The 22,670-nt window shown below is 40.8% G+C and carries 22 protein-coding genes and 1 other RNA gene; 5 read left to right on the top strand and 18 right to left on the bottom strand.

Features of this window, described 5'->3' with window-relative positions; translation table 11 throughout:
• Window positions 1-28: 28 nt before the first annotated feature.
• The 6 genes from rnpB to N1I86_RS15150 form a co-directional block, all read right to left on the bottom strand.
• Window positions 29-429: RNase P RNA component class B (gene rnpB, locus N1I86_RS15175), an RNA gene on the bottom strand.
• An 81-nt stretch (window positions 430-510) separates the two neighbouring features.
• A complete protein-coding gene (gene gpsB, locus N1I86_RS15170) occupies window positions 511-849 on the bottom strand; it encodes a cell division regulator GpsB (protein ID WP_003355088.1) in 339 nt (112 codons plus the stop codon).
• Between the two features lie 114 nt (window positions 850-963).
• Complete coding sequence (locus N1I86_RS15165) at window positions 964-1,539, bottom strand: DUF1273 domain-containing protein (RefSeq protein ID WP_341097388.1); 576 nt, start codon at window positions 1,537-1,539, stop codon at window positions 964-966.
• A gap of 63 nt (window positions 1,540-1,602) precedes the next feature.
• Entirely contained in the window at window positions 1,603-1,929 is a 327-nt protein-coding gene (locus N1I86_RS15160) for a CotD family spore coat protein (protein ID WP_341097008.1), read from the bottom strand.
• Window positions 1,930-2,214: 285 nt separating this feature from the next.
• Window positions 2,215-3,504 carry a ribonuclease H-like domain-containing protein gene (locus tag N1I86_RS15155; protein WP_341097006.1) on the bottom strand — a complete coding sequence of 430 codons (1,290 nt, stop codon included), beginning with the start codon at window positions 3,502-3,504 and terminating at the stop codon, window positions 2,215-2,217.
• Between the two features lie 5 nt (window positions 3,505-3,509).
• Window positions 3,510-5,798 (bottom strand): DEAD/DEAH box helicase, encoded by a 2,289-nt coding sequence (locus N1I86_RS15150; RefSeq protein ID WP_341097004.1) that lies wholly within the window; start codon window positions 5,796-5,798, stop codon window positions 3,510-3,512.
• A 156-nt stretch (window positions 5,799-5,954) separates the two neighbouring features.
• Between N1I86_RS15150 and N1I86_RS15145 the strand changes: the two genes are divergently transcribed.
• Window positions 5,955-6,410: an Hsp20/alpha crystallin family protein gene (locus tag N1I86_RS15145; protein WP_341097002.1), complete on the top strand. Its 456-nt coding sequence runs from the start codon at window positions 5,955-5,957 to the stop codon at window positions 6,408-6,410.
• A gap of 75 nt (window positions 6,411-6,485) precedes the next feature.
• Here N1I86_RS15145 and N1I86_RS15140 read toward each other — a convergent pair whose 3' ends face one another.
• Window positions 6,486-6,962 carry a YppG family protein gene (locus N1I86_RS15140; RefSeq protein ID WP_270583529.1) on the bottom strand — a complete coding sequence of 159 codons (477 nt, stop codon included), beginning with the start codon at window positions 6,960-6,962 and terminating at the stop codon, window positions 6,486-6,488.
• A gap of 173 nt (window positions 6,963-7,135) precedes the next feature.
• On the opposite strand from N1I86_RS15140, the gene yppF reads away from it, so the two are divergent.
• On the top strand, window positions 7,136-7,351 hold the full coding sequence (gene yppF, locus N1I86_RS15135; protein ID WP_341096999.1) for a YppF family protein: 216 nt from the start codon (window positions 7,136-7,138) through the stop codon (window positions 7,349-7,351).
• 154 nt (window positions 7,352-7,505) lie between these two features.
• On the opposite strand, the gene N1I86_RS15130 is transcribed toward yppF, so the two are convergent.
• Both N1I86_RS15130 and N1I86_RS15125 read right to left on the bottom strand, forming a co-directional pair.
• Window positions 7,506-7,907: a YppE family protein gene (locus N1I86_RS15130; protein WP_003355098.1), complete on the bottom strand. Its 402-nt coding sequence runs from the start codon at window positions 7,905-7,907 to the stop codon at window positions 7,506-7,508.
• A gap of 283 nt (window positions 7,908-8,190) precedes the next feature.
• Window positions 8,191-8,421, bottom strand: a complete 231-nt coding sequence (locus N1I86_RS15125) for a hypothetical protein (RefSeq protein WP_003355099.1) — start codon at window positions 8,419-8,421, stop codon at window positions 8,191-8,193.
• A 190-nt stretch (window positions 8,422-8,611) separates the two neighbouring features.
• Here N1I86_RS15125 and N1I86_RS15120 point away from each other — a divergent pair, with 190 nt between their 5' ends.
• Window positions 8,612-8,719 (top strand): spore protein, encoded by a 108-nt coding sequence (locus N1I86_RS15120; protein ID WP_270583530.1) that lies wholly within the window; start codon window positions 8,612-8,614, stop codon window positions 8,717-8,719.
• A 57-nt stretch (window positions 8,720-8,776) separates the two neighbouring features.
• On the opposite strand, the gene N1I86_RS15115 is transcribed toward N1I86_RS15120, so the two are convergent.
• Window positions 8,777-9,766: a DUF2515 family protein gene (locus N1I86_RS15115; RefSeq protein ID WP_341096996.1), complete on the bottom strand. Its 990-nt coding sequence runs from the start codon at window positions 9,764-9,766 to the stop codon at window positions 8,777-8,779.
• A gap of 114 nt (window positions 9,767-9,880) precedes the next feature.
• Between N1I86_RS15115 and recU the strand changes: the two genes are divergently transcribed.
• On the top strand, window positions 9,881-10,495 hold the full coding sequence (gene recU / locus N1I86_RS15110; RefSeq protein WP_048623542.1) for a Holliday junction resolvase RecU: 615 nt from the start codon (window positions 9,881-9,883) through the stop codon (window positions 10,493-10,495).
• Window positions 10,496-10,571: 76 nt separating this feature from the next.
• Window positions 10,572-13,316 (top strand): transglycosylase domain-containing protein, encoded by a 2,745-nt coding sequence (locus tag N1I86_RS15105; RefSeq protein WP_341096994.1) that lies wholly within the window; start codon window positions 10,572-10,574, stop codon window positions 13,314-13,316.
• A 151-nt stretch (window positions 13,317-13,467) separates the two neighbouring features.
• On the opposite strand, the gene N1I86_RS15100 is transcribed toward N1I86_RS15105, so the two are convergent.
• The 8 genes from N1I86_RS15100 to dinG all read right to left on the bottom strand — a co-directional run bounded on the left by N1I86_RS15100 (window position 13,468) and on the right by dinG (window position 22,631).
• Window positions 13,468-14,004: a YpoC family protein gene (locus tag N1I86_RS15100; protein ID WP_341096990.1), complete on the bottom strand. Its 537-nt coding sequence runs from the start codon at window positions 14,002-14,004 to the stop codon at window positions 13,468-13,470.
• Complete coding sequence (nth, locus tag N1I86_RS15095; protein WP_270583535.1) at window positions 13,970-14,656, bottom strand: endonuclease III; 687 nt, start codon at window positions 14,654-14,656, stop codon at window positions 13,970-13,972. Before nth ends, N1I86_RS15100 begins: the two co-directional genes overlap by 35 nt.
• Before the next feature lie 145 nt (window positions 14,657-14,801).
• On the bottom strand, window positions 14,802-15,491 hold the full coding sequence (locus N1I86_RS15090; protein ID WP_048623546.1) for a DnaD domain-containing protein: 690 nt from the start codon (window positions 15,489-15,491) through the stop codon (window positions 14,802-14,804).
• Window positions 15,492-15,808: 317 nt separating this feature from the next.
• Window positions 15,809-17,101 carry an asparagine--tRNA ligase gene (asnS, locus tag N1I86_RS15085; RefSeq protein ID WP_341096988.1) on the bottom strand — a complete coding sequence of 431 codons (1,293 nt, stop codon included), beginning with the start codon at window positions 17,099-17,101 and terminating at the stop codon, window positions 15,809-15,811.
• A gap of 276 nt (window positions 17,102-17,377) precedes the next feature.
• On the bottom strand, window positions 17,378-18,709 hold the full coding sequence (locus tag N1I86_RS15080; RefSeq protein WP_003354357.1) for an IS4 family transposase: 1,332 nt from the start codon (window positions 18,707-18,709) through the stop codon (window positions 17,378-17,380).
• 109 nt (window positions 18,710-18,818) lie between these two features.
• Complete coding sequence (locus N1I86_RS15075) at window positions 18,819-19,295, bottom strand: cell wall elongation regulator TseB-like domain-containing protein (protein ID WP_048623548.1); 477 nt, start codon at window positions 19,293-19,295, stop codon at window positions 18,819-18,821.
• 13 nt (window positions 19,296-19,308) lie between these two features.
• Entirely contained in the window at window positions 19,309-19,479 is a 171-nt protein-coding gene (locus tag N1I86_RS15070; protein WP_003355111.1) for a YpmA family protein, read from the bottom strand.
• Window positions 19,480-19,823: 344 nt separating this feature from the next.
• On the bottom strand, window positions 19,824-22,631 hold the full coding sequence (gene dinG, locus N1I86_RS15065; RefSeq protein ID WP_270583538.1) for an ATP-dependent DNA helicase DinG: 2,808 nt from the start codon (window positions 22,629-22,631) through the stop codon (window positions 19,824-19,826).
• Window positions 22,632-22,670: the final 39 nt, after the last annotated feature.

The raw sequence follows: 22,670 nt of genomic DNA, 5'->3' as shown, positions 1-22,670 counted from the left end.
TTTATACATCCTATTCCCGATAATAACGTTCTGTAAGCCATGTTCTGTTCCTTCGTACTGCAAGCGACTGGGATAGTCTCGTACTCAGGCGGTAATCATCTATCTGCAAGCAAGAACGTCTTACTTGCCCTTCTCTCCGTTCATTTCCTTCGAGAAGGCGCCCCTACCATAATTTGGGTTGCTCACTCGCGGGGTTTACCTCGTTCCACCTTTGCGATTTCTCGCAAAGCTGCGTCACTGTGGCACTTTCAAGGTAATCATACCATATCCCTTAAAGGGACTTAGGTACTTTCCCTGCCGTCAGCCCAGCAAATGCCGAGCTGCCCTGGCTTATGGTTTCGCCAGGCACGAACACTACGGGCATCTCAGCACCGTGTGAGCATGGACTTTCCTCTGCAACCTTAAAGGCTGCAGCGATTACCTGAACGTTATTATCCTTTTGGCTTGAACTATTATAAAAGAAACAGCGCAAAAATTCAACGTCATTTTCTTTATTCATGACGAAAAAGGTTAATCTTCATAAAGCTTATCGCCAAATACATGTTTTTCTAAATTGGAAAGTCGTTTCAAAATATCATAATTGGTGACAGCTGGCTGCGGTTGGCTGGCCGGCTGCGTTTGAAGCCGTGACATGGACGGAGACTCCACTTTAGACGCTTTCTCAAGCTTCATTTTCAATCTTAAGTTTTCTTTTTGCAATTCTTCAATAGCTTGGTGAAAAGTTTCGTAATCTTTAATGACAAGATCCAAAAATTGGTCAACTTCTTCTTGATTATATCCCCGCATGCTTGTCTTAAATTCTTTTTCTAAAATATCTTTCGCCGTTAACTTTACTTTATTAGATAACATAAAAGCCATCACCTCTATTTTCAAAAGGTCCGCTTTCTCCAGCAGGACTCGACCATCCAGTATGGAGAGTACACTTTATTTTTTCAAATATATGGACTTTTGTCAATTATGAACCTACCACTCATGATTTTTCCATTGTTCTTCTTCTACAATGTTCTGCAAATCAAAGAAAGTGATTTGCTTAATGCTATAAGACGGATTGATTTCTTGATATTTTTTAGCTAGTTGATAAAGGTACTTTGGCGATCCTTCCTTTTCTTCATCATATAAAAGCACTAGACAATCGCTTTTTTGAAGAAAGAGCTTGTTTTTATTTTGAAATTGCCAGGGACCGGTATAAGGCTGTTTTGAAATGGAATCCACAAAATCGGCGTTGTTCAGGATGTCAAAATACATCTCTTGGTTCGCTTCATTCCAATTTTTCTCCTGATCTAAAAAAGGAGTTAATACAGCCAGCTTTAAATCAGGATGATCTATTCGCATGTTCAATACCACATCCGCTGTCCAGCATTCAACTCCCAATTGACCGCTAATCAGGACCCATTCAAGACCTTCTTCCAATAATTCTTGAATTTCTTTTTGAATGGCTTTTTTTATGTAATCAATCGCTTTGGCATCATGATGAAAAATACCTAATTCTATCGGCTTATATCCTGATACAGCAGCTACCTTCGTATCAATCCCTCCCATTGAGTTCAAAACAAGGTCCGTCCCCTATCGCATAAGGGGCCAGAACCTTCCCGGTTTTGCCGCTCACTTCCCCTTAAATATAAAAGCTAATTTTTCTCTTAAACCGCCGAAATAAGGCAATACTTCTAAAAAGTGTATCATTTGGCACCTTCCGTTAAAGACCAAATAGCGGTCTTGGCCCGGCCCGAATCCCACCAAATCTTGGTGAAGCGCATCATTCACTGTCGGTTCTGTATATGGAAAATAGCGCTGACATTGATAAACGTGGTGATTAAAAGTGGTTGTATGACTTGGATGGATATGTGGTACTACATAATGATGAATCAGATGATTTTCGCGATTAATTGTCGGATGAATAATCGGCGGTAATACTTTTGGTCTGCAATACATGTTTTTTCTCCTTTCTCTCAGGTTTTTATATGAACAGCCTATGAGAAAAAAGAGAAACATGTATTAATGCACAAACCTAATTTACAGGAAAGAGTAGAAAGTATCTTTTAAATGAATCATCATCACACTCATGACGAGAATAAACACAAAAAATAAAACCAGCAATGCCCGATACACTTTCAACCACCCCTGTGTTTAGTTGTTCTGTCTATATTTTATAATCATCTGTACCAATCCTCAAATGAAAAAATGACCATTTGTCGAAATTTGCGATTGCCCGGGAAATTACCTTGTCCATTCCTGATTCTTCAATAATTTGCGCCGGATCCGTTCCAGTCTTTTATATAGGTCATTTGTCTCCGTTTGTTCTTTTCCCGTTCTTCCATGCCATCGCTTATAGTGGTCGAGTGCTTTTTCCGCAAAAGAATAGGCAGCCTCCAAATTTTTTTCTTTATGTTCATAATACTTGCTAAGCTCAATGAGAGCTTCTTTTTTCATGGCGATAGGCCCTTTTTCTGCTATTTCAAGCCATAGTGGTACAGCTTTCTCATACTGTTTTTCCTTTTTGTATTCTTTTGCCAGAAGCTGCTTTGCCCGAAAATCAACACTGCTATCTGCCTTTTTTTCTTCCACCAAGTCTTCTAAAGATTGCATTGCCTGTTTATTTTCGCCAATATAGTGGAACCATTTTGCCACTTGGTATTTTTCATTTTCTGTTTGATGGACAAGACCCAGAATTTGATAGGTTAAATGGATGTATAACGAAATGAGGCTAAGTATATCATGCTCATTATGCTTTAAAATGCCTATCATTCCATCCGGCTTTTTTCTTTCTACATAATCAAAATAAATCATCGGAGCCAAATAGCCGGGAACGTCATCTTTCCGGTCAATCCCTAAAATGCTCTTTTCCACATTGGACAGTTTAACGGACTCGAGTTTCTCTTTCCACATTCTCCGTGCAGCATGGAATAAATCAAAATGACCGAATTCCGGCAGCTTTGGAACATGCTCGCGGATTAAAGTATGTCGTGTTTTCACCTGTGGCCAGTCAAACGCTTTTCCATTGTAAGTAACCAATTTTTGGTAATCGATATTTTCCAAAAAACTTTGATAAAGTGCAATTTCATAACCCGGTTCAGGCAAAATATGCTGAACGACTTCCACTTGATGGTCCAATACACGGGCATGGCCCAATAAAAAGATCGTATTGCCCGCACCGTGTCCTAGCCCCGTGGTTTCCGTGTCAAAGAAAAACAGCTCATCATGAGATAGTCCCTTGGCTGATAAAGGATGGTCACCATCCCACTGGTTCCAATGCCGGACAGCTTCGATCAGCTCACGGAAGCTGTACTTGCCATGGCGATGATCGAGGCTGTAAAACGATCGGCGAATCAAACAGTATTGATGGTCAAAAAAATAGGGCTCAGCTCCGGCCGCTCGCCATTCATCAAGGTAAGGAATCTCTTTCTCTTCTTCCTGTTCCATTTTTGGCGGGTTTTGATCTAATCGGACCACTTCTTTGTCTCGTACTAAATGGGATTTCATTCGTTGCAGTTTACTCGATAACGACATGTTCCTCACTCCATCGGTTCATTGACCGCTTTAGCGAAAAGATCTAGCAGCCGTATTGTATGATCTTTGCCGTGCTTTGAAGCGACATCCGTTCCAATACAGGACGGACACCCGTTCTCGCAAGGACAACTCTCAACCAACTCTTTTGCGCTGAAAATCATTTCTTTCATTCGGTTATACACTTCCTTGCTTAATCCAATGCCTCCCGGATAATGGTCATAAATAAAGATCGTCGGTTTTCCATTGTAATTTGCTTTTACTTGAGGCGCTATATGAATGTCCGAGGGATCGCATAGAATATGCAACGGAATAACGGCTTTTAAACTATGCGCGGCGCCAATCAATCCCTCTTCTAAATGTTCTTCGGAAAAAGTTTTTAAATCTTGCTGCAAAGAAATCCAAGCGGCACTCGTATGAATTTCCTCTTCCGGAAGATGAATAGGTCCTGAACCAATATTTTCATGGGTATCTAGTTTTATTTTTTTGAAAATAGTTGGGAGAATATGGATTCCTACATCACCAAAAGAGATTAGCGCCTGTTCATTTCCCCGCTGTTTGTCAATTTCCAACACTTGAAGCTGAATCGCGAGGTTGGCATCCGTATAATAATCTACATCCACTTCTCTTACATACGCTTTTTTTTCATCCCAATCCAATGTTTCAACTTGATATTGAATTCCTTGATGAAGATAAATCGCTTCTTCATGAAGAAGAGTCATGGCGCTAAAGCGATCCATTTCCCCAATCACTTTGACATTGGCTGTTTCCGTCGTATCAATAATCACGACATTCTCTTGAGAAGCAGACCGCAAGCTGATATTATGAGCCGGAAACGAGTCGTTCATCCAAAACCAACGTTCGCCTTTATAATGAAGAATTCTTTCCTCTGTCAAAAACTCCAAAATCTCTTCCACTTCTGCATTTCCAAACGTTTCTCCTTTTTGAAAAGGAAGTTCATATGCAGCACATTTTATATGGTCTACTAAGATGATTAAATTGTCTGGATTAATCCGTACTGTTTCCGGTTTTTTGTTCAAAAAATAATCCGGGTGATCGACAATATATTGATCAAGAGGGCTGGAAGTAGCTACCATGATCACTAAAGATTCCCCTTGTCTTCTGCCGGCTCTGCCCGCTTGTTGCCAAACACTGGATACCGAACCTGGATAACCCGTCATCACACACGCCTGCAATTGACCAATATCCACACCCAATTCCAGAGCATTCGTACTGACTACTCCGTAAATATCTCCTTTTCTTAAACCTTCTTCGATTTCTCGCCGTTCCGACGGCAAATAGCCGCCACGATAACCACGGATGGATTTAGGACCTAATTCATGCTGGACTAGTTCCTGCAAATAGGAAAGAAGCAGTTCCACCCGGACTCGGCTTCTAGCGAATACGATAGTTTGAATTTTGTTTTTCAACAGTTCGCCGGCTAATTTCCGAACTTCAAAAAGCGCGCTTCTGCGAATATTCAGCGGCTTGTTGACGACCGGCGGGTTATAGAATACAAAATGCTTTTTCCCGCTTGGAGCGCCATTATTATCGATCAAAGCCATAGGTGTTTCGCAAATCGCTTGCGCTAACTCCTTTGGATTCGCAATCGTCGCTGACGTGCAAATAAACACTGGATCGCTTCCGTAAAATCGGCAAATTCGCTTCAAACGTCGAATGACATTGGCCACGTGGCTGCCAAACACTCCACGATATATATGCAATTCATCAATAATGACAAACTTTAAATTTTCAAATAAGGAAACCCATTTTGTATGATGGGGCAAAATCCCGGAATGCAGCATGTCCGGATTGGTAATGACAATATGTCCGGCTTTGCGGATTTTTTGCCGGATTCCCGACGGAGTATCACCGTCATATGTATAACTATTAATATCAGCCCCAATTTCCATTATCATTTCGTTTAATTCGCTTTTCTGATCTTGTGACAACGCCTTTGTCGGAAATAAATAAAGGGCTCTTGATGAAGAATCGGACAAAATGGATTCAAGAACAGGCAAGTTGTAGCACAATGTTTTTCCCGAAGCAGTGGGGGTCACTACGACAAAACTCTCACCATTTCTAGCTTTCTCATAAGCTGCAAGCTGGTGAGTATAAAGACGGTCGATCCCCCGTTTTTGAAGCCCTTCTTTCAATAAAGGATGAAGCGTTTTTGGAAAGGGAGCTGTTTTCGCTTCTTTTTCGGGAATGGTATGCCAATGAACAATCTGATCCTTGATGGATTCATCCGTTTTCAGCCACTCAATCGCTTCTTGTATCGTTTTTTTCTTTTCCATTTCATCGTTCACCTCAATACTGTCTATTGTACCGAATAAACGTTCTCTTTAAAAGAAAAAAGTTGCACCATATAACACCCGCAAACGGCAGTCACCTCTCCAATATTTTGGCATATTGTAAATGAAGAGAACCGATTGAAGAAAGGAGAATAGAAAATGGCGATGGACAGCCATCTTCCAGAGAAACCGAAAAAGCGCAATACGTTTGACGACTGGATGAAATCCATGAACGGCATTTTTCCTGAGCGGCCGATGAAAAATTTCTTAAAGCACATCGATGAATTTTTTGCCGGCTCTTTTCCGGTGGAAATGAGAGAAAAAGAAAATGAATACTGGATATTGGCTAAACTGCCCGGTGTATCAAAAGAACAAATTGGAATAGAAATCAATGCTCAATTTGTCACTATTACCGTTTCTGAGCGAGAGTATGTACTGGAGGAAAATGAGAAGCGGCAAATCGTGCAAGAGCAAACTTCTTTTAGGAGACAATCAAGAACGATTCCTCTCCCTGCACTGGTTAATGAAAAAATGGCAAAAGCGAAGTACAAAGACGGCCTGCTAACATTGATTTTACCGAAAAAGAAAGGGAAAATAATTGAACTATCCGATTGACATGATTTTTTTGCAAACCACGTATGAAAACCCGCCTTCCAAAACGGCGGGTTCTTTCATTTCCTGGGTTGAATCCTATGATTGTTTAAATACGCTGCCAAACCCTTTTACCACACTCGAAAATTGATTCATTACCGCCATCATCTGACCGGCAGTGTTAATCATTTTGTTCATATCCAAAGTGCCATCCTGATTTTTGAAAGAATTCATGATCGTGTGAAATCCTCCTGATGGCGGTTTCATTAAGTTGCCTTTCGGGTATGGATGCAAATAGTTTATTTGTGTGGGGACAGTATGTTTCTTAGGTTGCAGCGGATTTTCAAATAAGTCGCTGCTGTTCGTTGTTGCCGGGGGCTGATTTGGGATTGCGGGATAAACGTAAGAACTCCCGGCATTTTCCGCATTTAAAGGATCATAAGCTTGATAAGGGTAGTGAGCATAATGATGAAAAATGGGACTAGACTGGCCATGAGGTAAAATTTCATAAGGTTGGCCTGGATCAGCTTGATAATGAGCCAAATACGGATAACCGCTAGTCGTTTGCCTCCGCATCATGTTTTCTCCTTTCTCTATTTCTGTTGATTTATTTTATGTGGCAAAAGTTGAAAAGTGAATTCATAATTTTCCGATAATGTCGATATTTGTATATCTATTTTTTACAAAAATGTGTCCAAATAAGTGGCTATTTATGTTAACATAGAACAAACAAAGAGGGGGTTGATAAAATGACCATTCACGAGTTAAAAGAAAAATTTCTGGAAAAAAAATCTTACCCGCCGCGAGATTTTAATCAGCTTCTTGATTTTGCCAGAAATTTGTATTTGTTGAATGAGCTGCCTCTCAGAGACTACAGAGACGTTGTTCTTGATTTAGAAACCGCCGGAGCAATCAGTCCCATTGTCTTGGAACAATCGTTATGGAATACAACTTCCGCTTTATAATCTCAATAAAGAAGCGGATTTTAAAAGGTTAGTCCGTCCCTTTTAAAATCCGCCTCTTTTTTGTTTTCCGCCTTAAAACTCCCTCTATGCGCCCTAACGAAAATATTCCGCCCATATGATTCTATTGCTTGTCTGATGATTGAAAAATGAAGTTTTACGATTCATTGTCATTAATCACATTTTTAGGGGATTCTCCATCATGAACATTCCGTTTTACTTCATTTAAAACATACTCCACTGAATGAACGGTTTGCTTAAAACGACTGTAGCTAGTTTTTGGAAAAAAGGCTTGTACAGCGATGATTTGCAAATTTTCTAATGTCGCGGTTATTTGTTGTTTATGGATGTACTTCGGTTTTTGACTCATAAGCCACTTTTTTGCTTCCGCTTCCCATTCATCACTTAACGATTTCATTTTATCTGCAAAAGGCTTCACTTCCGTATAAAAATCCATTTCTTTCCCCGTTGATCGAACGGTTTCATACACTTCATCCGCCTGCTGAACAAGCTTTAACAGTTCGCTAGTTAATATCCATAAATTTGATTGTTCATCCATATACATCCCCCCTTTAATCATAAAACAAGATCTAACCAAATCATCCTTAATCAATGGGTCTGCCGTTTCAAGCACTGAATAAAAGTTTCGTGCAAAGCGGATACGTACAAAAGGAAAGAATGAAAGACGCAAGATAAAAGGATGGTCCAAATATCGAAAATATAATGAAAACGGCTTTTGGCGAATCAATATGAAAGACTTTGACATTCCCGCTGACAAGAATAAAAAAAGCAGCTTATTTATCATCTATAAGCTACTAAAAAAACTATAACGAAACTGTTCTTTACAACGCAAGTTTTCTAACAGATGAAGGGTTCATTTGTGTATAGGAAATGTGTTCCACATTTTCTTCAATATCTGCCAATTGGTCCATAAGCCATTTTTTTTGCTTTTCAATCGATTGAAATCCCGCTTCTTTCTCCTGATAAATACTGACCGTCAAAAGATCATCCATATCTTCGACTTTCTCTTCTATTTGCTCAAACAACTTTAAAATTTCTTCTCTTTGTATCATAGAATTTCCTCTCCTTTCCTTCAAGGTATTACCCATATTCTTGATTTTTTTGCCATTCCCTGCCTTCTTGACAAAACTAGATGCCATTCGGCAAAGAAAGAATTTTTTTAACAGAATGGGCTATTCTTTTCCTTCTTTCACCGTATTTTTCCTTTCCGAAAAGCTAACAATAGGACGGGAGGTGTACAATATGGCTGAGAAAAAAGAACAAAAGCCGAAAAACCAAGGTACTCGTTCTGAGACAAAATCCGCCTATGGTGACAAAAAACTCTCAGGACCTAACCGCCCATCAACGTAGTCCATCATTCATTCAAGACCGAAAAAGCAAGGAATTCCTTGCTTTTTTGGATTCTTTTTATATCTTTTTCATCAAGCTTGCCCATTGGAGTTGAATCTGCTTTTGAACAAACCATTCTGTTAAATGGACGGATTTTCCAGGTTCGGAATCCATAAACCATTCATCTTTGATGACCGCTTCTTGCGACCAGTCTCTCCATGTATGTATATGATGTTCCACGATCGGAAATGCCCATCGAAGCATGGGCGTCTGGCTATAAAACGGCTTCTTCATAAAACGCTCGTAATCTTTCCGCGAACCAGTATGCTCCACCTTTCGAGCAAATAACAAAAAATGAGGATAAAGATCCGTATGAAACAGGATATGAGCCAACCGCTTTCCAAAATCGATTCGCGCATCTACGTTGCGAAACGAGGTCACGCTGGAACCGTATAAATTTCCATTGATCGTCGGAAATAAAACCGTGCTGAAATGCAAACATTCCTCCACCCAAAACAGCAATGAACGAAAAACTTTCTTTTTGTACAGAGGATGTTTTAATATCGGTTCTTGAATAACGTTTTGTTCATTGATGATAAGTGCTTTCAGCAGCCGATCTCCGTCCTTTTCCACCCAAAAGTGCTCCCATTCTTCAATCATAAATTGGGAAACGCCCCAGCGATCTAAACTTCGAAAAAGAGGGCGATTTTCTAATTTGGAGAAATGATATAGAAGCAATTGCGGATACGCATCACGAAAAATCAGCCAATTGGCTCTTTCATAAGCTAAAAACATATGGTCCCTAGTTTCTTCTTCTAATAACGTGATCAATTGTGGACTTTTTAAATCACACATATTATATCCAGCATTTCTGGATTCCATCGACGCCAAAAAAGCCCATTTTATCTCTGGGTGATGGCGGCAAAAATGAAAATAAGCGCTCGTTCTGCTGATATTATCCATGTTATGGCGCCAGTCCGCCTTTAAAATAACGTCTTCCATTGAGGAAAAACGGTCAGCGCCAACGATTTTGGAAAAAATACAACGAAAAAATAAGGTTTTGTTCATATATCTCGACTCTTTTCCATATATAAGCTTATGATAGCGACAATTTCAGATTTTTATTCCCCCATTTCGGCTCGGTTTCTGATATGATATGTAGTAGTCTGCGAGGTGTTGATCGTGGAGTTTCATTATCCAAATGGAAAAAAATACAATCCTTCTCAACAACAAATAGCGAAAAAAGGCCATTCAAAACCGATACGATACGGCAATCGAGGAATGACTCTCGAAGAAGATCTCAATTTGACCAATCAGTATTATTTAGAAATTGGACATGCTGTCATTCATAAAAAGCCGACACCTATTCAAATTGTTCAAGTAGATTATCCGGCAAGGAGTGCCGCTGTGATCAAAGAGGCTTATTTCAAACAGCCATCCACTACAGACTATAACGGAGTATACAAGGGGAGATATATTGACTTTGAAGCCAAAGAAACGAAAAACTTGCACTCTTTTCCACTGCAAAATTTTCACGAACATCAAATCCGCCACATGATGCAAGTGGAACAACAAAAAGGCATCTCCTTCGTTATTATCCGTTTCACCACAACGGATGAAGTGTTCTTGCTTCCGAGCCAACATCTTTTTCGATTTTGGGAACGGATGAAAAACGGGGGAAGGAAATCCATCAAAAAAGAAGAAATTGAAAATTATGGGAAAACTATTCCGATTAAGTATCAACCTCGCATTGATTATTTGGAAGTGGTAGACATTCTTTACCATTCTTATTTTTAATTTCTGCCAAAAAACCCATAATGATATCAAGTAGAAAGCGATTAGGTTTTTATTTTTGAAAGTGAGGAGTAAGCTTATGGCTGACCAATATAAATCACGCACAGAACGACGAAGACAGCAAAGCAAAAAACCAAAAAAGAAGCGAAATGGCGGTTCTTTGGCCAAACGTATCCTGTTATCATTGGTGATTGTCGGTCTCGTCATGTTGGTGGGCGGGATTGGAACGTTCGCCTACTTCATTAAAGACGCGCCTAAATTAAATGAATCGATGCTAAAGGACCCCATTCCTTCCAAAATTTACGACAAGGATGGACACTATATTACCTCGGTGGGATCCGAAAATCGGGACTATGTCAAATATGACGAGGTCCCCAAACTAGTGAGAGATGCGATCATTGCCACCGAAGATGCCCGTTTCTACCAACATCACGGGATCGATATTATTCGAACCATTAAAGCCATTATCAGCAATGTGACAAACGGTTATGGTTCCCAAGGCGGAAGCACCATCACTCAGCAAGTAGTCAAAAACTCATTTTTGACTCATGAAAAAACGATTAAACGAAAAGTACAAGAATGGTGGCTGGCATATCAGCTAGAACGTAAATATACAAAAGCACAAATCTTTGAAATGTACGTCAATAAAATTTATATGTCTGATGGCATATTCGGAATTAAAGCAGCGGCAAAGCATTACTTTAATAAAGATCTGAATCAATTGAATCTGACGGAATCAGCCATGCTGGCCGGTATGCCACAAAGCCCGAATAATTACAATCCGTTTGAACATCCGGAACAAGCAGAAAAACGAAAAGATATCGTTTTATCATTGATGAAACAACACGGGAAAATTACTGAACAGCAAATGCGTCAAGCGGAAGCGGATCATGTCACTCATTATCTTGTCCCTCCATCCAAACGAAAAGTCGATACGGCGGATAACAAGTATGGTGCTTTTATCGACCTTGTCGTGGATGAAGTGAAAAACATGGGCGGCTACAACGCTTATTCCGATGGATTGAAAATTTACACCACTTTGGATCCGGATGCCCAAAGCTATGTAGAAAATATGATGAACACCAATGATGTCATTCAATATCCGGATGACAAGTTTCAAGCCGGGCTCGTTCTTTTAGATACGAAAACTGGTGAAATTCGTGCAATCGGAGGCGGAAGAAATCAAAAAGTAAGAAGAGGCTATAACTATGCTGTCGATGCCCATAGACAGCCAGGTTCTACAATTAAGCCTCTCATCGATTACGGTCCTGCGATTGAATACTTGAAATGGTCCACCTACCACCAGCTGACCGATGAGCCTTACAGCTACTCAAACGGACAACCGATTCGCAATGCCAACGGCACCTATAAAGGCCAAGTATCGATTCGCAAAGCGCTGCAATGGTCTTACAATATTCCGGCTTTAAAAACATTCCAAGCCGTCGGTCCTGATAAAGCAAGCGAATTCCTTTCCAACTTGGGAATTCATTTCGACCATATGTATGAGTCATACGCCATCGGCGGAATGGATCAAGGTCCTTCACCGCTCCAAATGGCAGGTGCATACGCGGCGTTTGGTGATAACGGTATTTACCATAAACCGCATTGTATTAAGAAAATTGTGCTGCGCGATGGCGAAACGGAAATCAAAAATCAGATTGACCCGCAAATTGCCATGAAAGACTACACCGCCTATATGGTGACGGATATGTTGAAAGACGTCGTCAAATCCGGTACAGGACAAACGGCGAATATACCTGGACTTCCTTTAGCAGGAAAAACCGGAACGACCAACTATGATGAAGAAACGCGGCAAAAGTATGGTATTCCTGATTATGCCAACAAAGATTCGTGGTTTGTTGGCTACACTACAAAATATTCAATGGCCGTTTGGACCGGCTATCCTGAACCGAATAAAAACTATTTAACGCCTGAAGAATCCAAAATTGCTCAGAAAATGTTTAAAAACGTGATGGCGCATGTTTCCTCCAATACGGAAACAAAAGACTTTAAAAAACCGAAAAGCGTTGTCGAATTGCCGATTGTAGCAGGATCCGATCCGCCACGGATAGCCAGCAAAAGCGTGCCGAGGGATAAGGTTGATTACGAATTATTTGTCCGCGGAGAAGAACCGACCCAATACTCTGATGATTCTTCAGATGACAATAACCAAGAAAAGAAAGACGATAAGAAAGAGGAGGAACAAACCGTTTCTGCACCATCTGGTTTAAGCGGACAGTACGATCCGTTAACACAAAGCATCACGTTATCATGGAATTACGATCAACCGGCCTCGTTTGAAGTGACTGCCTCTTCAAGCCAAGGCACTACGACTCAAACGACGAATGGTACGTCCATCGTGATTTCCGGCGTCCAACCTGGTTCAACTTATTCATTTTCAGTGGTGGCCATTGTAGATGGCAAACGCAGTGCACCTGCTTCTACGAGCGTAAATGTTCCAGGTGAAGAAAATTCTGATCAATCACAAGGCAATAATCAAGGCCAAGGAACGACGAATCCAAATGAGAACCCAACCGACAATAATAACGGAAATGAAAACAGTAATAACGGCATGAACGGCGGTAACAATAATAATGACAACAGCAACGGCAATAATGGCAATAGCAATAACCAAAATCCAGAGCAACCAAGTAACAACACAGGAAATGGAAACCAAAGCGGCGGTAATGGAAGCAATAACCATACACAGCCAAGTCAACCGAATCAGCCATCTACACCGCCCAATCAAAATAAACAACAACCCGTTTCAGGGCAATCAACGAAGGGTTCGGCTTCGACCAACAGCGTTCCGCCTAACGAATAATAGACCATGCATCCATGACCAAGGGGATTTTTCCTCTTGGTCTTTAAAATTTGATTTTCAAGAGAAATGACAAAAAAAGGACTACCCCTTCTTGCTTTTCACAATGATCTTACGTCTTCCAAGATACTGTGAAAACGAAGGAGTAGTCCTTTTACTTTGCTTCTTTTTGTTTCCGTTTTTGAATAGCAGCCATTTTAGCATATTGCTTATACTGTTCTGTAAACAGTTCATCTAATTGCCTGAAAGCAGGATAACTATTTGGCCTTTCCATAATAAATTGAAGCCGTTCAGCTCCATTTACGGGTTTAGCATAAAATCCATCCATTTTCTCTTTCCAATTGCTAAGTTCGACCGGCGCAGAATTGCTCCAAAACATCAACATAAAAAACAACGCTATTCCTGCCCTCATCTCGCTTTTAAGTACTTTTTCTCTTTTGGAGAATTTTCTTTCTAACCTTTCTCGAATTTTTTCCCATTTGTTCAATAAAATTGGAATCGATTTTTCTGGATTTTCCCAAGGGTACTCTTCTATTGGACTATTCCAATAAAAAGACAACTCAAAAAGAAAATAAGGAAATTTCTCCAGTTCTGCCGCTGATAACGGTGCTTGATTTTCATCGAACGGTTTTGAGCGCAAAAAGAAAAAATCGTCCTCAAGCTCCTTCGGTAGTTCTCTTTGCTTTTTCAAGCCCTTTCTTCCCCTTCATTCTTTTTTTTCCTTCACGGCACAAAGACAATAACGGGCATTCTTCGCATTTCGGCGATTGCGCTTTGCAGTGATACCGTCCAAAAAAAATAAGCCGATGATGAGTGATGGACCATTCCTCTTTCGGAACCTTCTTCATAAGAGTTTGTTCCACTTCCCACACACTATCTTTCCAGCGGCAAATTCCTAATCGCTTGCTCACTCTTTCCACATGAGTATCCACCGCTATGGCTGGTTGTCCGAAAGCAATCGAAACGACGACATTTGCGGTTTTCCTTCCAACTCCGGGCAATTCCATCAGTTCCTCTTTCGTTTCCGGTACTTGCCCTTGATGTTTCTCGATAAGTATTTTGCACAATTTTTGAATGTTTTTTGCCTTAGTGCGATAAAGCCCGATGGATCGAATATCTTGTTCAAGCTCCTCTAACGGAACACGAACATAGTCTTCCGGTCTTTTATATTTTTGAAATAATGATTTTGTGACTTTATTAACATGCGCATCGGTGCTCTGGGCAGACAGCACTACAGCGATCAGCAGCTCGAATGGATTTCGGTGATTCAGTTCCCCTTTCGCATTGGGAAACATTTTGGCTATTACGTCTAAACAGTAGCGAATTTGCGATTTTGTCAACATCATCGTCACCGCCTTTCTCTCTAAAAATAGACTGACCCATTGTCCGTAAGATTGTACGGATGCCGAACAAAAATACTTTTACGGTCCTGTCCTTTACGCTCTCTTTTTAACCGTTTTGAAAATGGGCAATGATGAAAAAACATGTTTATTTCTCCAGCCAATTATAAAAAGGAACAGCTTTATGGGATTTTTTAGGTTGAGTGGTTTGTTGTTTTCCTTGTCGAAAACGCTGGCTGTATTCTCTTGCTTGATCGATGGATTGTATTCCTTGTTTTTTCCATTCAAACAAAATTCGATCAATATAGCGGAAATTCAATTTCCCTGATATGACCGCTTCTCGAAGAGCCGCTTTAATCATGACGGGAGTATGACCGTCTTGATCGATCCAAATCGCAAGTGTTTCACACTCTAACGGCGAAAGGGGTCTGCCGAATTCCTGCTCAAAGCAAGAGTACAAATCTTGCTCATGATCCCATGTTTTTTGAAGCTCTTCTTTTCTTTTTTCCATCAATAGGACATCCAAAAATTTTTCCCAAAGCGGCTGCAAAGAATACCTTTCGTAGCCGGGCTTTTCTCCTTCTTCAATGGCAATATATTGCATTTGAACAAGTTTTCGCAGTATACGTGCGCATTCTGCTGCAGAAATGGTCATTGTATCCGAAATTTCTTCCGGCGTAGGAAAGTGGATTCCTTTTTCTATGAAACGGTTTAACTGCAAAAGCAACACCAATTCTGTTTCCGTCAAATTCAATCTCGTATAATGGGTAAGAAGCAACTTGGAAACATTCACCGTTCCTTCTTCCAACCAAAATTTCATCAGCTCTTTTTGATCCATTTCGGACACCTCAATCAATAGTATAGCATGGGGATAGCAGAAAGAGAATGTAAATCCCCCTAGCATGATGTCATAATGTAAAACGTTTTTCCATTCGATCGCTTTCTTCTCTTCATCCGCGTGCTGGCTATATATGTAGGTCTGCTCACCTGAAAATCACAAATGAAAAAACCACATCATCATAAAATGAAAATGTGGTTTCTCATCACAGTCAGCATTTCTAAAACTCCCATTTCTTCAATGGAAAATAAAGAAATGCTGACAGCCTTCTCTTTCATTCAGACTGATATTTTAAGATGGATGATCTTTTTGTTCCATTAAGGATACAAACGATTCAGCAAGCGTGGGAACGGAATCGTTTCACGTACATGTTCCACTCCGCTAATCCATGCAACTGTTCTTTCCAATCCTAGACCGAACCCTGAATGAGGGACAGAACCGTATTTTCTCAAGTCTAAATACCATTGATAAGCATCAAGCGACAAGTGAAATTCTTCGAGGCGTTTCTTTAACAGATCGTAATCATGAATTCTTTCTGATCCGCCAATAATTTCACCGTATCCTTCCGGTGCGATTAAATCAGCGCACAGAACTACTTCAGGTCGGTTAGGATCAGGCTGCATATAGAAAGGTTTTATTTTAGCCGGATAATGAGTGATAAAGACCGGTTTTTCAAAGTGCTCGGCAATAGCGGTTTCATGGGGTGCCCCAAAATCTTCTCCCCATTCAATGTCTTGAAATCCTTTTTCATGAAGAAGTTCTATCGCTTCATCGTATGTAATACGTGGGAAAGGCGCTTGCACTTTTTCCAGTTTGCTCGTATCTCTTTCTAAACGTCCTAATTCCAATTGACAATTTTTCAGCACGGATTGAACGATATAGGATACATATTGTTCTTGCAATTTCAAACTGTCTTCATGCTCATAAAAGGCCATTTCCGGTTCAATCATCCAAAACTCAATAAGATGGCGGCGTGTTTTCGATTTTTCAGCCCGGAACGTAGGACCAAAAGAAAATACTTTTCCAAAAGCCATCGCGGCTGCTTCCATATAAAGTTGGCCGCTTTGAGACAGATAGGCGTCTTCGTCAAAATATTTTGTATGGAAAAGCTCCGTTGTTCCTTCCGGTGCACTTCCTGTCAAGATCGGCGGATCAATCTTCACAAAACCTTTCTGATTAAAAAATTCGTATGTAGCTCGAATAATCTCGTTACGGATTTTCATAACGGCATGTTGTTTCCGCGACCGGAGCCATAAATGGCGGTGATCCATTAAAAATTCTGTTCCATGTTCTTTAGGGGTGATCGGATAATCGACTGCCTCATGGATCACTTGAATGTCTTTCACTTGTAACTCATAACCAAATGGAGACCGGGCGTCTTCTCGAACAATTCCTGTTACGTAAAGCGACGTTTCCTGTGATAAAGATTTCGCTTTTTGAAAGACTTCTTCCTCCACTTCGTTTTTCACTACGACTCCTTGAATAAATCCCGTTCCATCACGCAATTGCAAAAAAGCAATCTTTCCGCTGGAACGTTTATTTGATAGCCAAGCACCAATGGTTACTTCTTGGCCAATATATTGACTCACTTCTGAAATTGTACTTTTCATGTATACATTCCCTCCAAGCAGTACCACAACGTTCAAATCCATTCGCTCTCTATTATACATTTCCCACTTCAGTCAATCAATGGTGCCTGACCCCCTTCACGCTTTAAAGCGTAAAGGGGGTCAGGCACCATACCCGTCAAGTTAGCGGTATAAAATTTTTTAGGATGATACGCATGTTCGAAAAATCAATCAAAGGATGAAGAGAAAACCAAATGCTGGGCATGCCAAATAACCCTCAAGAAGAGGGTTATTTGGCAATTATATCCATGACCCACACTACCATATCCCCAATTTCTTTAAAAGATCCGATACCGTTTCCTCTCCTTTCCTTCGGTCTTTCCTCGCGTGTTTCCTTAACAGAGACAGGAGAGATGGAAGGGCGGTTTCCATCGCTTGGGGATGCAAAAGAAACCGATGCCAATACGATTGGAGGATATTAAGCGCTTTCCATTCACTGATCTCGATTCCCTCCCGTTGATGCCAATACCTTCGGGCTTGGAACAGAAGAGTCTGCGTGACTAAAATGGCAATCAATGTCCCATATAAGTGGCATTCGAATCGTTCCTTCTTCATCTTTTTGACACGGTCAAGATCAAATAAGGATTTCCAGCCCTTAAATAACAGCTCCACTTGCCAGCGCAGCGAATACAGCTCATAAACTTGTTGCGCATCAAACGATTCTTGTGGTAAATTGGTCAGTAAGATGTGATATTTCTTTTGTTCAAGGGTTTGGCGTGACAGCGCCTTCCCTTTCTTTTTTTCCTTTTTCCGCACGTACGCCAGCCGTTTTTCCCATTCTTCCGCCGTGAGACGGCGAAAAATCAGACGCGGAACATACAGGCGTTGGTGTCCGATATACACGTGTTCCACTTCCACGGCTTCCCCCTCGCCCAATCGATTTCCTATCGATTCCCAATCCCATTCGTGCCACTCCCCGTCCTGCTTGATATAGACTTTGATATCGGAACGCAACCGGGTAATATAATAAGCACCTCGAGCATCAATCTCCGCCAGCGTGGCGAGTGAAAAAAACCCCAGATCCCGAATGCAAAGGTCATTCGGTAAAATCGTGTGCTGGGTATGATAAGCAAAACGGGCATCGGAATCATTGGCCTGTTGGACGCACAGCTGAAGACAGGTTCCCGATAACAGCTCATACTCAAATTGGATTTTGGCGCCAGATGAAACCGAACCTTGATAGTCCTCACCATAGTCGGTCGGAAGTAAAAAACTGGTAGAGTCTAAGATCCGCAGACGGGTGAAACAAGCGCGATACGTTTCGGTGATGGAAGAGAGTGCCGGACGTTGATGCATCAGGAGAGTAAAAAAGACCTCTTTTAAAAACGCCACGGCACGAGGCGTAAACCGCTGATTCAGTCCTTCATTCGAGAGAGAGCAATCATGCCAGAGCGCCAAATCGGCACACAACCGCTGAAGCGACTGACAGGCGAGCGATCCGTCTCCCCAAGCACATAGCGTCAGAAAGGCTTCCGCTGTTAATGAACGCTGCCGCTGAATGAATCCGACTTTCCGTGCCAGACGAGTCAGTTCTTCATAGGAGAAGAGTTGACGAATCGTTTTTATCCATGCCTTCATCTTTTTTGCCATCAAAAAATAATCCTTTCCAACGATGATTTTCGTTAGAAAGGATACCATGTTTTTGGCGCTGAAAAAAGATCAAATTCTTAACTTGATGGCTATGGGGTCAGGCACCGCCTTAAATATTGGTCATTTTCTTCCACCATTTGCCGTTTTTGAAAAGGACATAGTAATAATTTAAGTCCCCTTCTTTATCCAAATAAGCCATTTCCCATACCGGTCCGACTTCTTCCATGCCGAGATGCACAGATAAAAGTTTGGCCGGTTTCTCATCTTGATATAGTTTATCTATCGCTTTTTGTTCGGAAATCCCATTCGAATATTTGTCATATAGGATTTTATCTTTTCGCTGTTTCGGAATCCAAGCTACCATTTTTTCATGCTTTTTATTTTCGCCGATCAGCACATAATACGTTTTCTTACTGTTGTATAAATAGAATTTATCCACAGTCGAAATGATTCCGTGGTCTTTGGCTACTTTCAAAGCTTCTTCTTCCGCTTTTTGATAAGGCTTTTTAGCACTTGCATAAATATAGGTGGAAAAGGCTAAAACCACCACCGCTATAATTGCGATTATCATCATAACTTTTTTCATAGTATCACTTCATTCAGGTACGATATATTGTAAAAACAGCTTTTTTCGGATCGTTTGGATCCAACGCCAATCCGAACATTAAATCTTTTCGCTTTAATGTTCGATTCAAAGCATCGACAATTTTGTACAAATCGGGATGATAATTAATCATCACTGTCTGCAGAACCTCAATTTTGCTCTCCATTCGAAACCTCCAATACTTTTTTGCTTTTCGAAAGAAGTGGTCTCGAACCGAACGAAAGACACACTCTTCCAGCGACACCGCAAGCGATTGTTTATTCCGAATACCATTATAACAAGAATCTTGAAAAAATCAGTAACCAATATTCATAAAAAATGTCGGCCATTGCACTTTGCATGGCGGATCTTCGTTCAAGACCATGAAACGGCAATACTGCCCATCGTTCCATTTACCCTTCAAGGTGTTCACGCGGAATTCTCTATTATCCGTCCTCCACCGAATAAAAGAATCCTCCCGCGAGCATTACGGGGGTTTTTCTCTTCAGCTTGACGCTCCAAAAGGGTTTTTTAAAGCCAATCTTCAATGACTTGAATGACTTCCGGTAAGGAAGCATGGAGAATGGGTACTTTCGGAATCGATTGTATAAACGCTTTTCCATATCGAGCCGTAGTGATTCTACGGTCAAATACGATAATGATTCCCCGATCTCGCTCTGTTCGAATCAACCTGCCAAAACCTTGTTTAAAACGAATGACCGCTTGCGGGAGAGAAGAATGGTAGAACGGATTTTTTCCTTCTGCTCTAAGTGCCTCTCCTTTTGCTTGAAAGAGCGGATCATCCGGAGGAGTGAAAGGAAGCCGAACGAGAACCAAGCAAGAAAGATCTTCTCCCGGAATATCAACCCCTTCCCAAAAACTGCTAGTGCCAAAAAGAATAGCCTTTTCGAATTTTTGAAAGTGGCGAGTCAATCTCACTTTACTTCCATTCGTAATTCCCTGAGCAATTAAAACAAAATCTTCGAGGAGTCCGCTTTCCTTCATCAAAAGATACGTATTCTTCAACATATCATAGGATGTAAAAAGAACAAGCATCCTACCATTCGTAGCTTGCGCGACAGCACTTAAATAATCCGCCAATACTTCCACGTATTTCTCGCTTGTTACATCCTGAATTTCAGGAACATCATTAGGAATGATCAGCTTGCAATTTTTTTCATAATGAAACGGGGAAGGAAAGATGGCTTGTCGAAACCTTTTTTCCGGAATCCCTAGTTCCTCAGCGAAATGTTGGAATGAACGATTTACCGATAAAGTGGCGGATGTAAAAATGACGCTTTTTTTCCCATCGATAAATTGTTCCATCCGGATTCGATCTAAGCCGGCGGGACGGCACTTAATTTTTAAATGGTTTTGCGGCATTCGGACATCGCCTTCCATCCAAATGACAGCCGGCTGCTTCGATCCTTCTATTATTACATTCTTGAGATCGTTCATCCACTTTTTCCAGCTTTCAAGCAAGTCATACAGCTTTTCGATCATCGCCGCTTCATCCAAAGTCAAGTCTGTTTCCAGCTTTTTGGCCAACATTAGTCTTTCTTGCAAACTATGATGAATCATTTTCATCAATTCATACAATCTTTCGGTTGAATAGAGTAATTCTTTCCAATATTTCATTTTTCGTTCTTGTTCGCCAACTCGAATCTGTACTTTATTCCAACTGTTAGACTTCTTTTTCGCCAAGTGAAGGAAAAAGGCGGAAGCGGCATTCATCCATTCGTTCATTTCAAAAGCAATTTGGTGTAAATCATGATCGGTTTCAAAGAAATGAATCGTTGCCTCTTTTCCGTGCTTTTTCAGCAATTCTTCGCATTGAAAGAATAGTTGTTTTTGCTCCATCGTTCCGATCTGTTGATACATCCATTTCAATGCTCGCAAATCTATTTCAGTTCCCATCTGGTCTCCGAGTACATTCCCGAAATGATGGGCTTCATCTATAATGACTTGATTGTAATCAGAGATCAAATTTTGATCAGAAAACAAGTCTTTTGCCAATATGGCATGGTTGGTCACGATAATATCGGCTTGTTGCGCCTGTTTTCTCGCATGCAAATAAAAATCTTTTTCCATCCAAGGGTTTTTGGAGCGGTTCAAAAATATATCTTCTTGCTTAATGCGAGCCCAATATAGTTCACCGCCGGAGGATAAATTCAATTCATTTTTGTCCCCGGTGGTCGTTTCTGTCAGCCAAACCAAAATCTGCATCTTAGTCAACGCTTCATCGTAATTGCTCGTTTCGTCGTTCAGGCTATTTTCAAATTGAAACAAGTCAATATAATGGCTGCGTCCTTTTAAAACGGCCGTTTGAACGGAAAATGGCAAAATCGCCTTCAATAGCACCAAATCCTTATTCATCAGCTGTTCTTGAAGTACCGTTGTGTACGTGCTAATCACAATCGGCACCTTATGCTGTTTACTGTAAAAAGCGGCAGGCAATAAATAAGCAAGCGATTTCCCGATCCCTGTTCCCGCTTCAATGAAAGCATGATTTGAAGAGTCCAGCGTTTCATAAACGCAATCCATCATTTCAAATTGAGCTTCTCTTATTTGAAACTGGGGGAATTCTTTCATATATTCTGCTTTTTCATTGGGAGAAGAGGGATACATCACGTCGTAGAGAAGGTCTTCTCTTTTTTGTATTTTTTTCTTTTTCAAGGCGATATTTCGATAGACTTCCAAATCTTCCGGCAAAGACTCGATCGATTGTTCTTTTTCATCCAACACCGCTTGTATAACCGTGGAAATATCCGATTTTAAATGAGAAGAAAGCTGATGCAATTTTTTTAACGTGACATACGGCAATGACTTCAGCTTTTTCAACATCAAAAGTAAAATTTCCGCCGTCACATAAGCATCGCTGTCAGCTTGGTGGGGCCTTGAATGCAAAACTCCCAGTTCTTCCGCCAAATCGGACAGCTTATAACTGTCTTGCGTGGGGTACAGAAATCTGGCCAACTCCACCGTGTCTACTGTCTGCCCGTTAAATAGCGGAAAGTTCGCTTTTTCCAATTCTGTTTGTAAAAACGTTAAATCAAAAGCGGTATTATGAGCAACAAAAATCGAATGATCCAAAAGCGGACGAATATTTTGAGCAGCCTCTGAAAACAGCGGTGCTTGTTTTACCAGATCCTCGTGAATTCCCGTCAATTCTTCAATAAAGGCGGGAATGGCCGTCTCCGGGTTGATAAAGGTTGTATATTGATCAATAATCTGCTCACGCTCAATAATCACCAGGGATGCTTGTATAATTCGATCCCCTTTTTTCGGAGAATTTCCCGTTGTCTCTAAATCAACTACTACAAATCGTTGTGGTAACATCTAAGAGCACACCTTTTTTCTAAAGTGAAACTTGCCAAT

Source organism: Bacillus sp. FSL W8-0116 (genome assembly GCF_038003825.1).
In the GTDB taxonomy this organism is placed as follows: domain Bacteria; phylum Bacillota; class Bacilli; order Bacillales; family DSM-4216; genus Bacillus_O; species Bacillus_O smithii.
The sequence above is the reverse complement of the archived record's forward strand: the minus strand, read 5'-3'. Positions and strand labels throughout refer to the sequence as shown.

Excerpts from the sequence above, each read along its gene's own strand:
- gpsB (WP_003355088.1), bottom strand. The coding sequence starts at position 849 with ATGTTATCTAATAAAGTAAAGTTAACGGCGAAAGATATTTTAGAAAAA.
- N1I86_RS15165 (WP_341097388.1), bottom strand. The coding sequence starts at position 1,539 with ATGGGAGGGATTGATACGAAGGTAGCTGCTGTATCAGGATATAAGCCG.
- N1I86_RS15160 (WP_341097008.1), bottom strand. The coding sequence starts at position 1,929 with ATGTATTGCAGACCAAAAGTATTACCGCCGATTATTCATCCGACAATT.
- N1I86_RS15155 (WP_341097006.1), bottom strand. The coding sequence starts at position 3,504 with ATGTCGTTATCGAGTAAACTGCAACGAATGAAATCCCATTTAGTACGA.
- N1I86_RS15150 (WP_341097004.1), bottom strand. The coding sequence starts at position 5,798 with ATGGAAAAGAAAAAAACGATACAAGAAGCGATTGAGTGGCTGAAAACG.
- N1I86_RS15145 (WP_341097002.1), top strand. The coding sequence starts at position 5,955 with ATGGCGATGGACAGCCATCTTCCAGAGAAACCGAAAAAGCGCAATACG.
- N1I86_RS15140 (WP_270583529.1), bottom strand. The coding sequence starts at position 6,962 with ATGCGGAGGCAAACGACTAGCGGTTATCCGTATTTGGCTCATTATCAA.
- yppF (WP_341096999.1), top strand. The coding sequence starts at position 7,136 with ATGACCATTCACGAGTTAAAAGAAAAATTTCTGGAAAAAAAATCTTAC.
- N1I86_RS15130 (WP_003355098.1), bottom strand. The coding sequence starts at position 7,907 with ATGGATGAACAATCAAATTTATGGATATTAACTAGCGAACTGTTAAAG.
- N1I86_RS15125 (WP_003355099.1), bottom strand. The coding sequence starts at position 8,421 with ATGATACAAAGAGAAGAAATTTTAAAGTTGTTTGAGCAAATAGAAGAG.
- N1I86_RS15120 (WP_270583530.1), top strand. The coding sequence starts at position 8,612 with ATGGCTGAGAAAAAAGAACAAAAGCCGAAAAACCAAGGTACTCGTTCT.
- N1I86_RS15115 (WP_341096996.1), bottom strand. The coding sequence starts at position 9,766 with ATGAACAAAACCTTATTTTTTCGTTGTATTTTTTCCAAAATCGTTGGC.
- N1I86_RS15105 (WP_341096994.1), top strand. The coding sequence starts at position 10,572 with ATGGCTGACCAATATAAATCACGCACAGAACGACGAAGACAGCAAAGC.
- nth (WP_270583535.1), bottom strand. The coding sequence starts at position 14,656 with ATGTTGACAAAATCGCAAATTCGCTACTGTTTAGACGTAATAGCCAAA.
- N1I86_RS15090 (WP_048623546.1), bottom strand. The coding sequence starts at position 15,491 with ATGGATCAAAAAGAGCTGATGAAATTTTGGTTGGAAGAAGGAACGGTG.
- asnS (WP_341096988.1), bottom strand. The coding sequence starts at position 17,101 with ATGAAAAGTACAATTTCAGAAGTGAGTCAATATATTGGCCAAGAAGTA.
- N1I86_RS15080 (WP_003354357.1), bottom strand. The coding sequence starts at position 18,709 with ATGGCAAAAAAGATGAAGGCATGGATAAAAACGATTCGTCAACTCTTC.
- N1I86_RS15075 (WP_048623548.1), bottom strand. The coding sequence starts at position 19,295 with ATGAAAAAAGTTATGATGATAATCGCAATTATAGCGGTGGTGGTTTTA.
- N1I86_RS15070 (WP_003355111.1), bottom strand. The coding sequence starts at position 19,479 with ATGGAGAGCAAAATTGAGGTTCTGCAGACAGTGATGATTAATTATCAT.
- dinG (WP_270583538.1), bottom strand. The coding sequence starts at position 22,631 with ATGTTACCACAACGATTTGTAGTAGTTGATTTAGAGACAACGGGAAAT.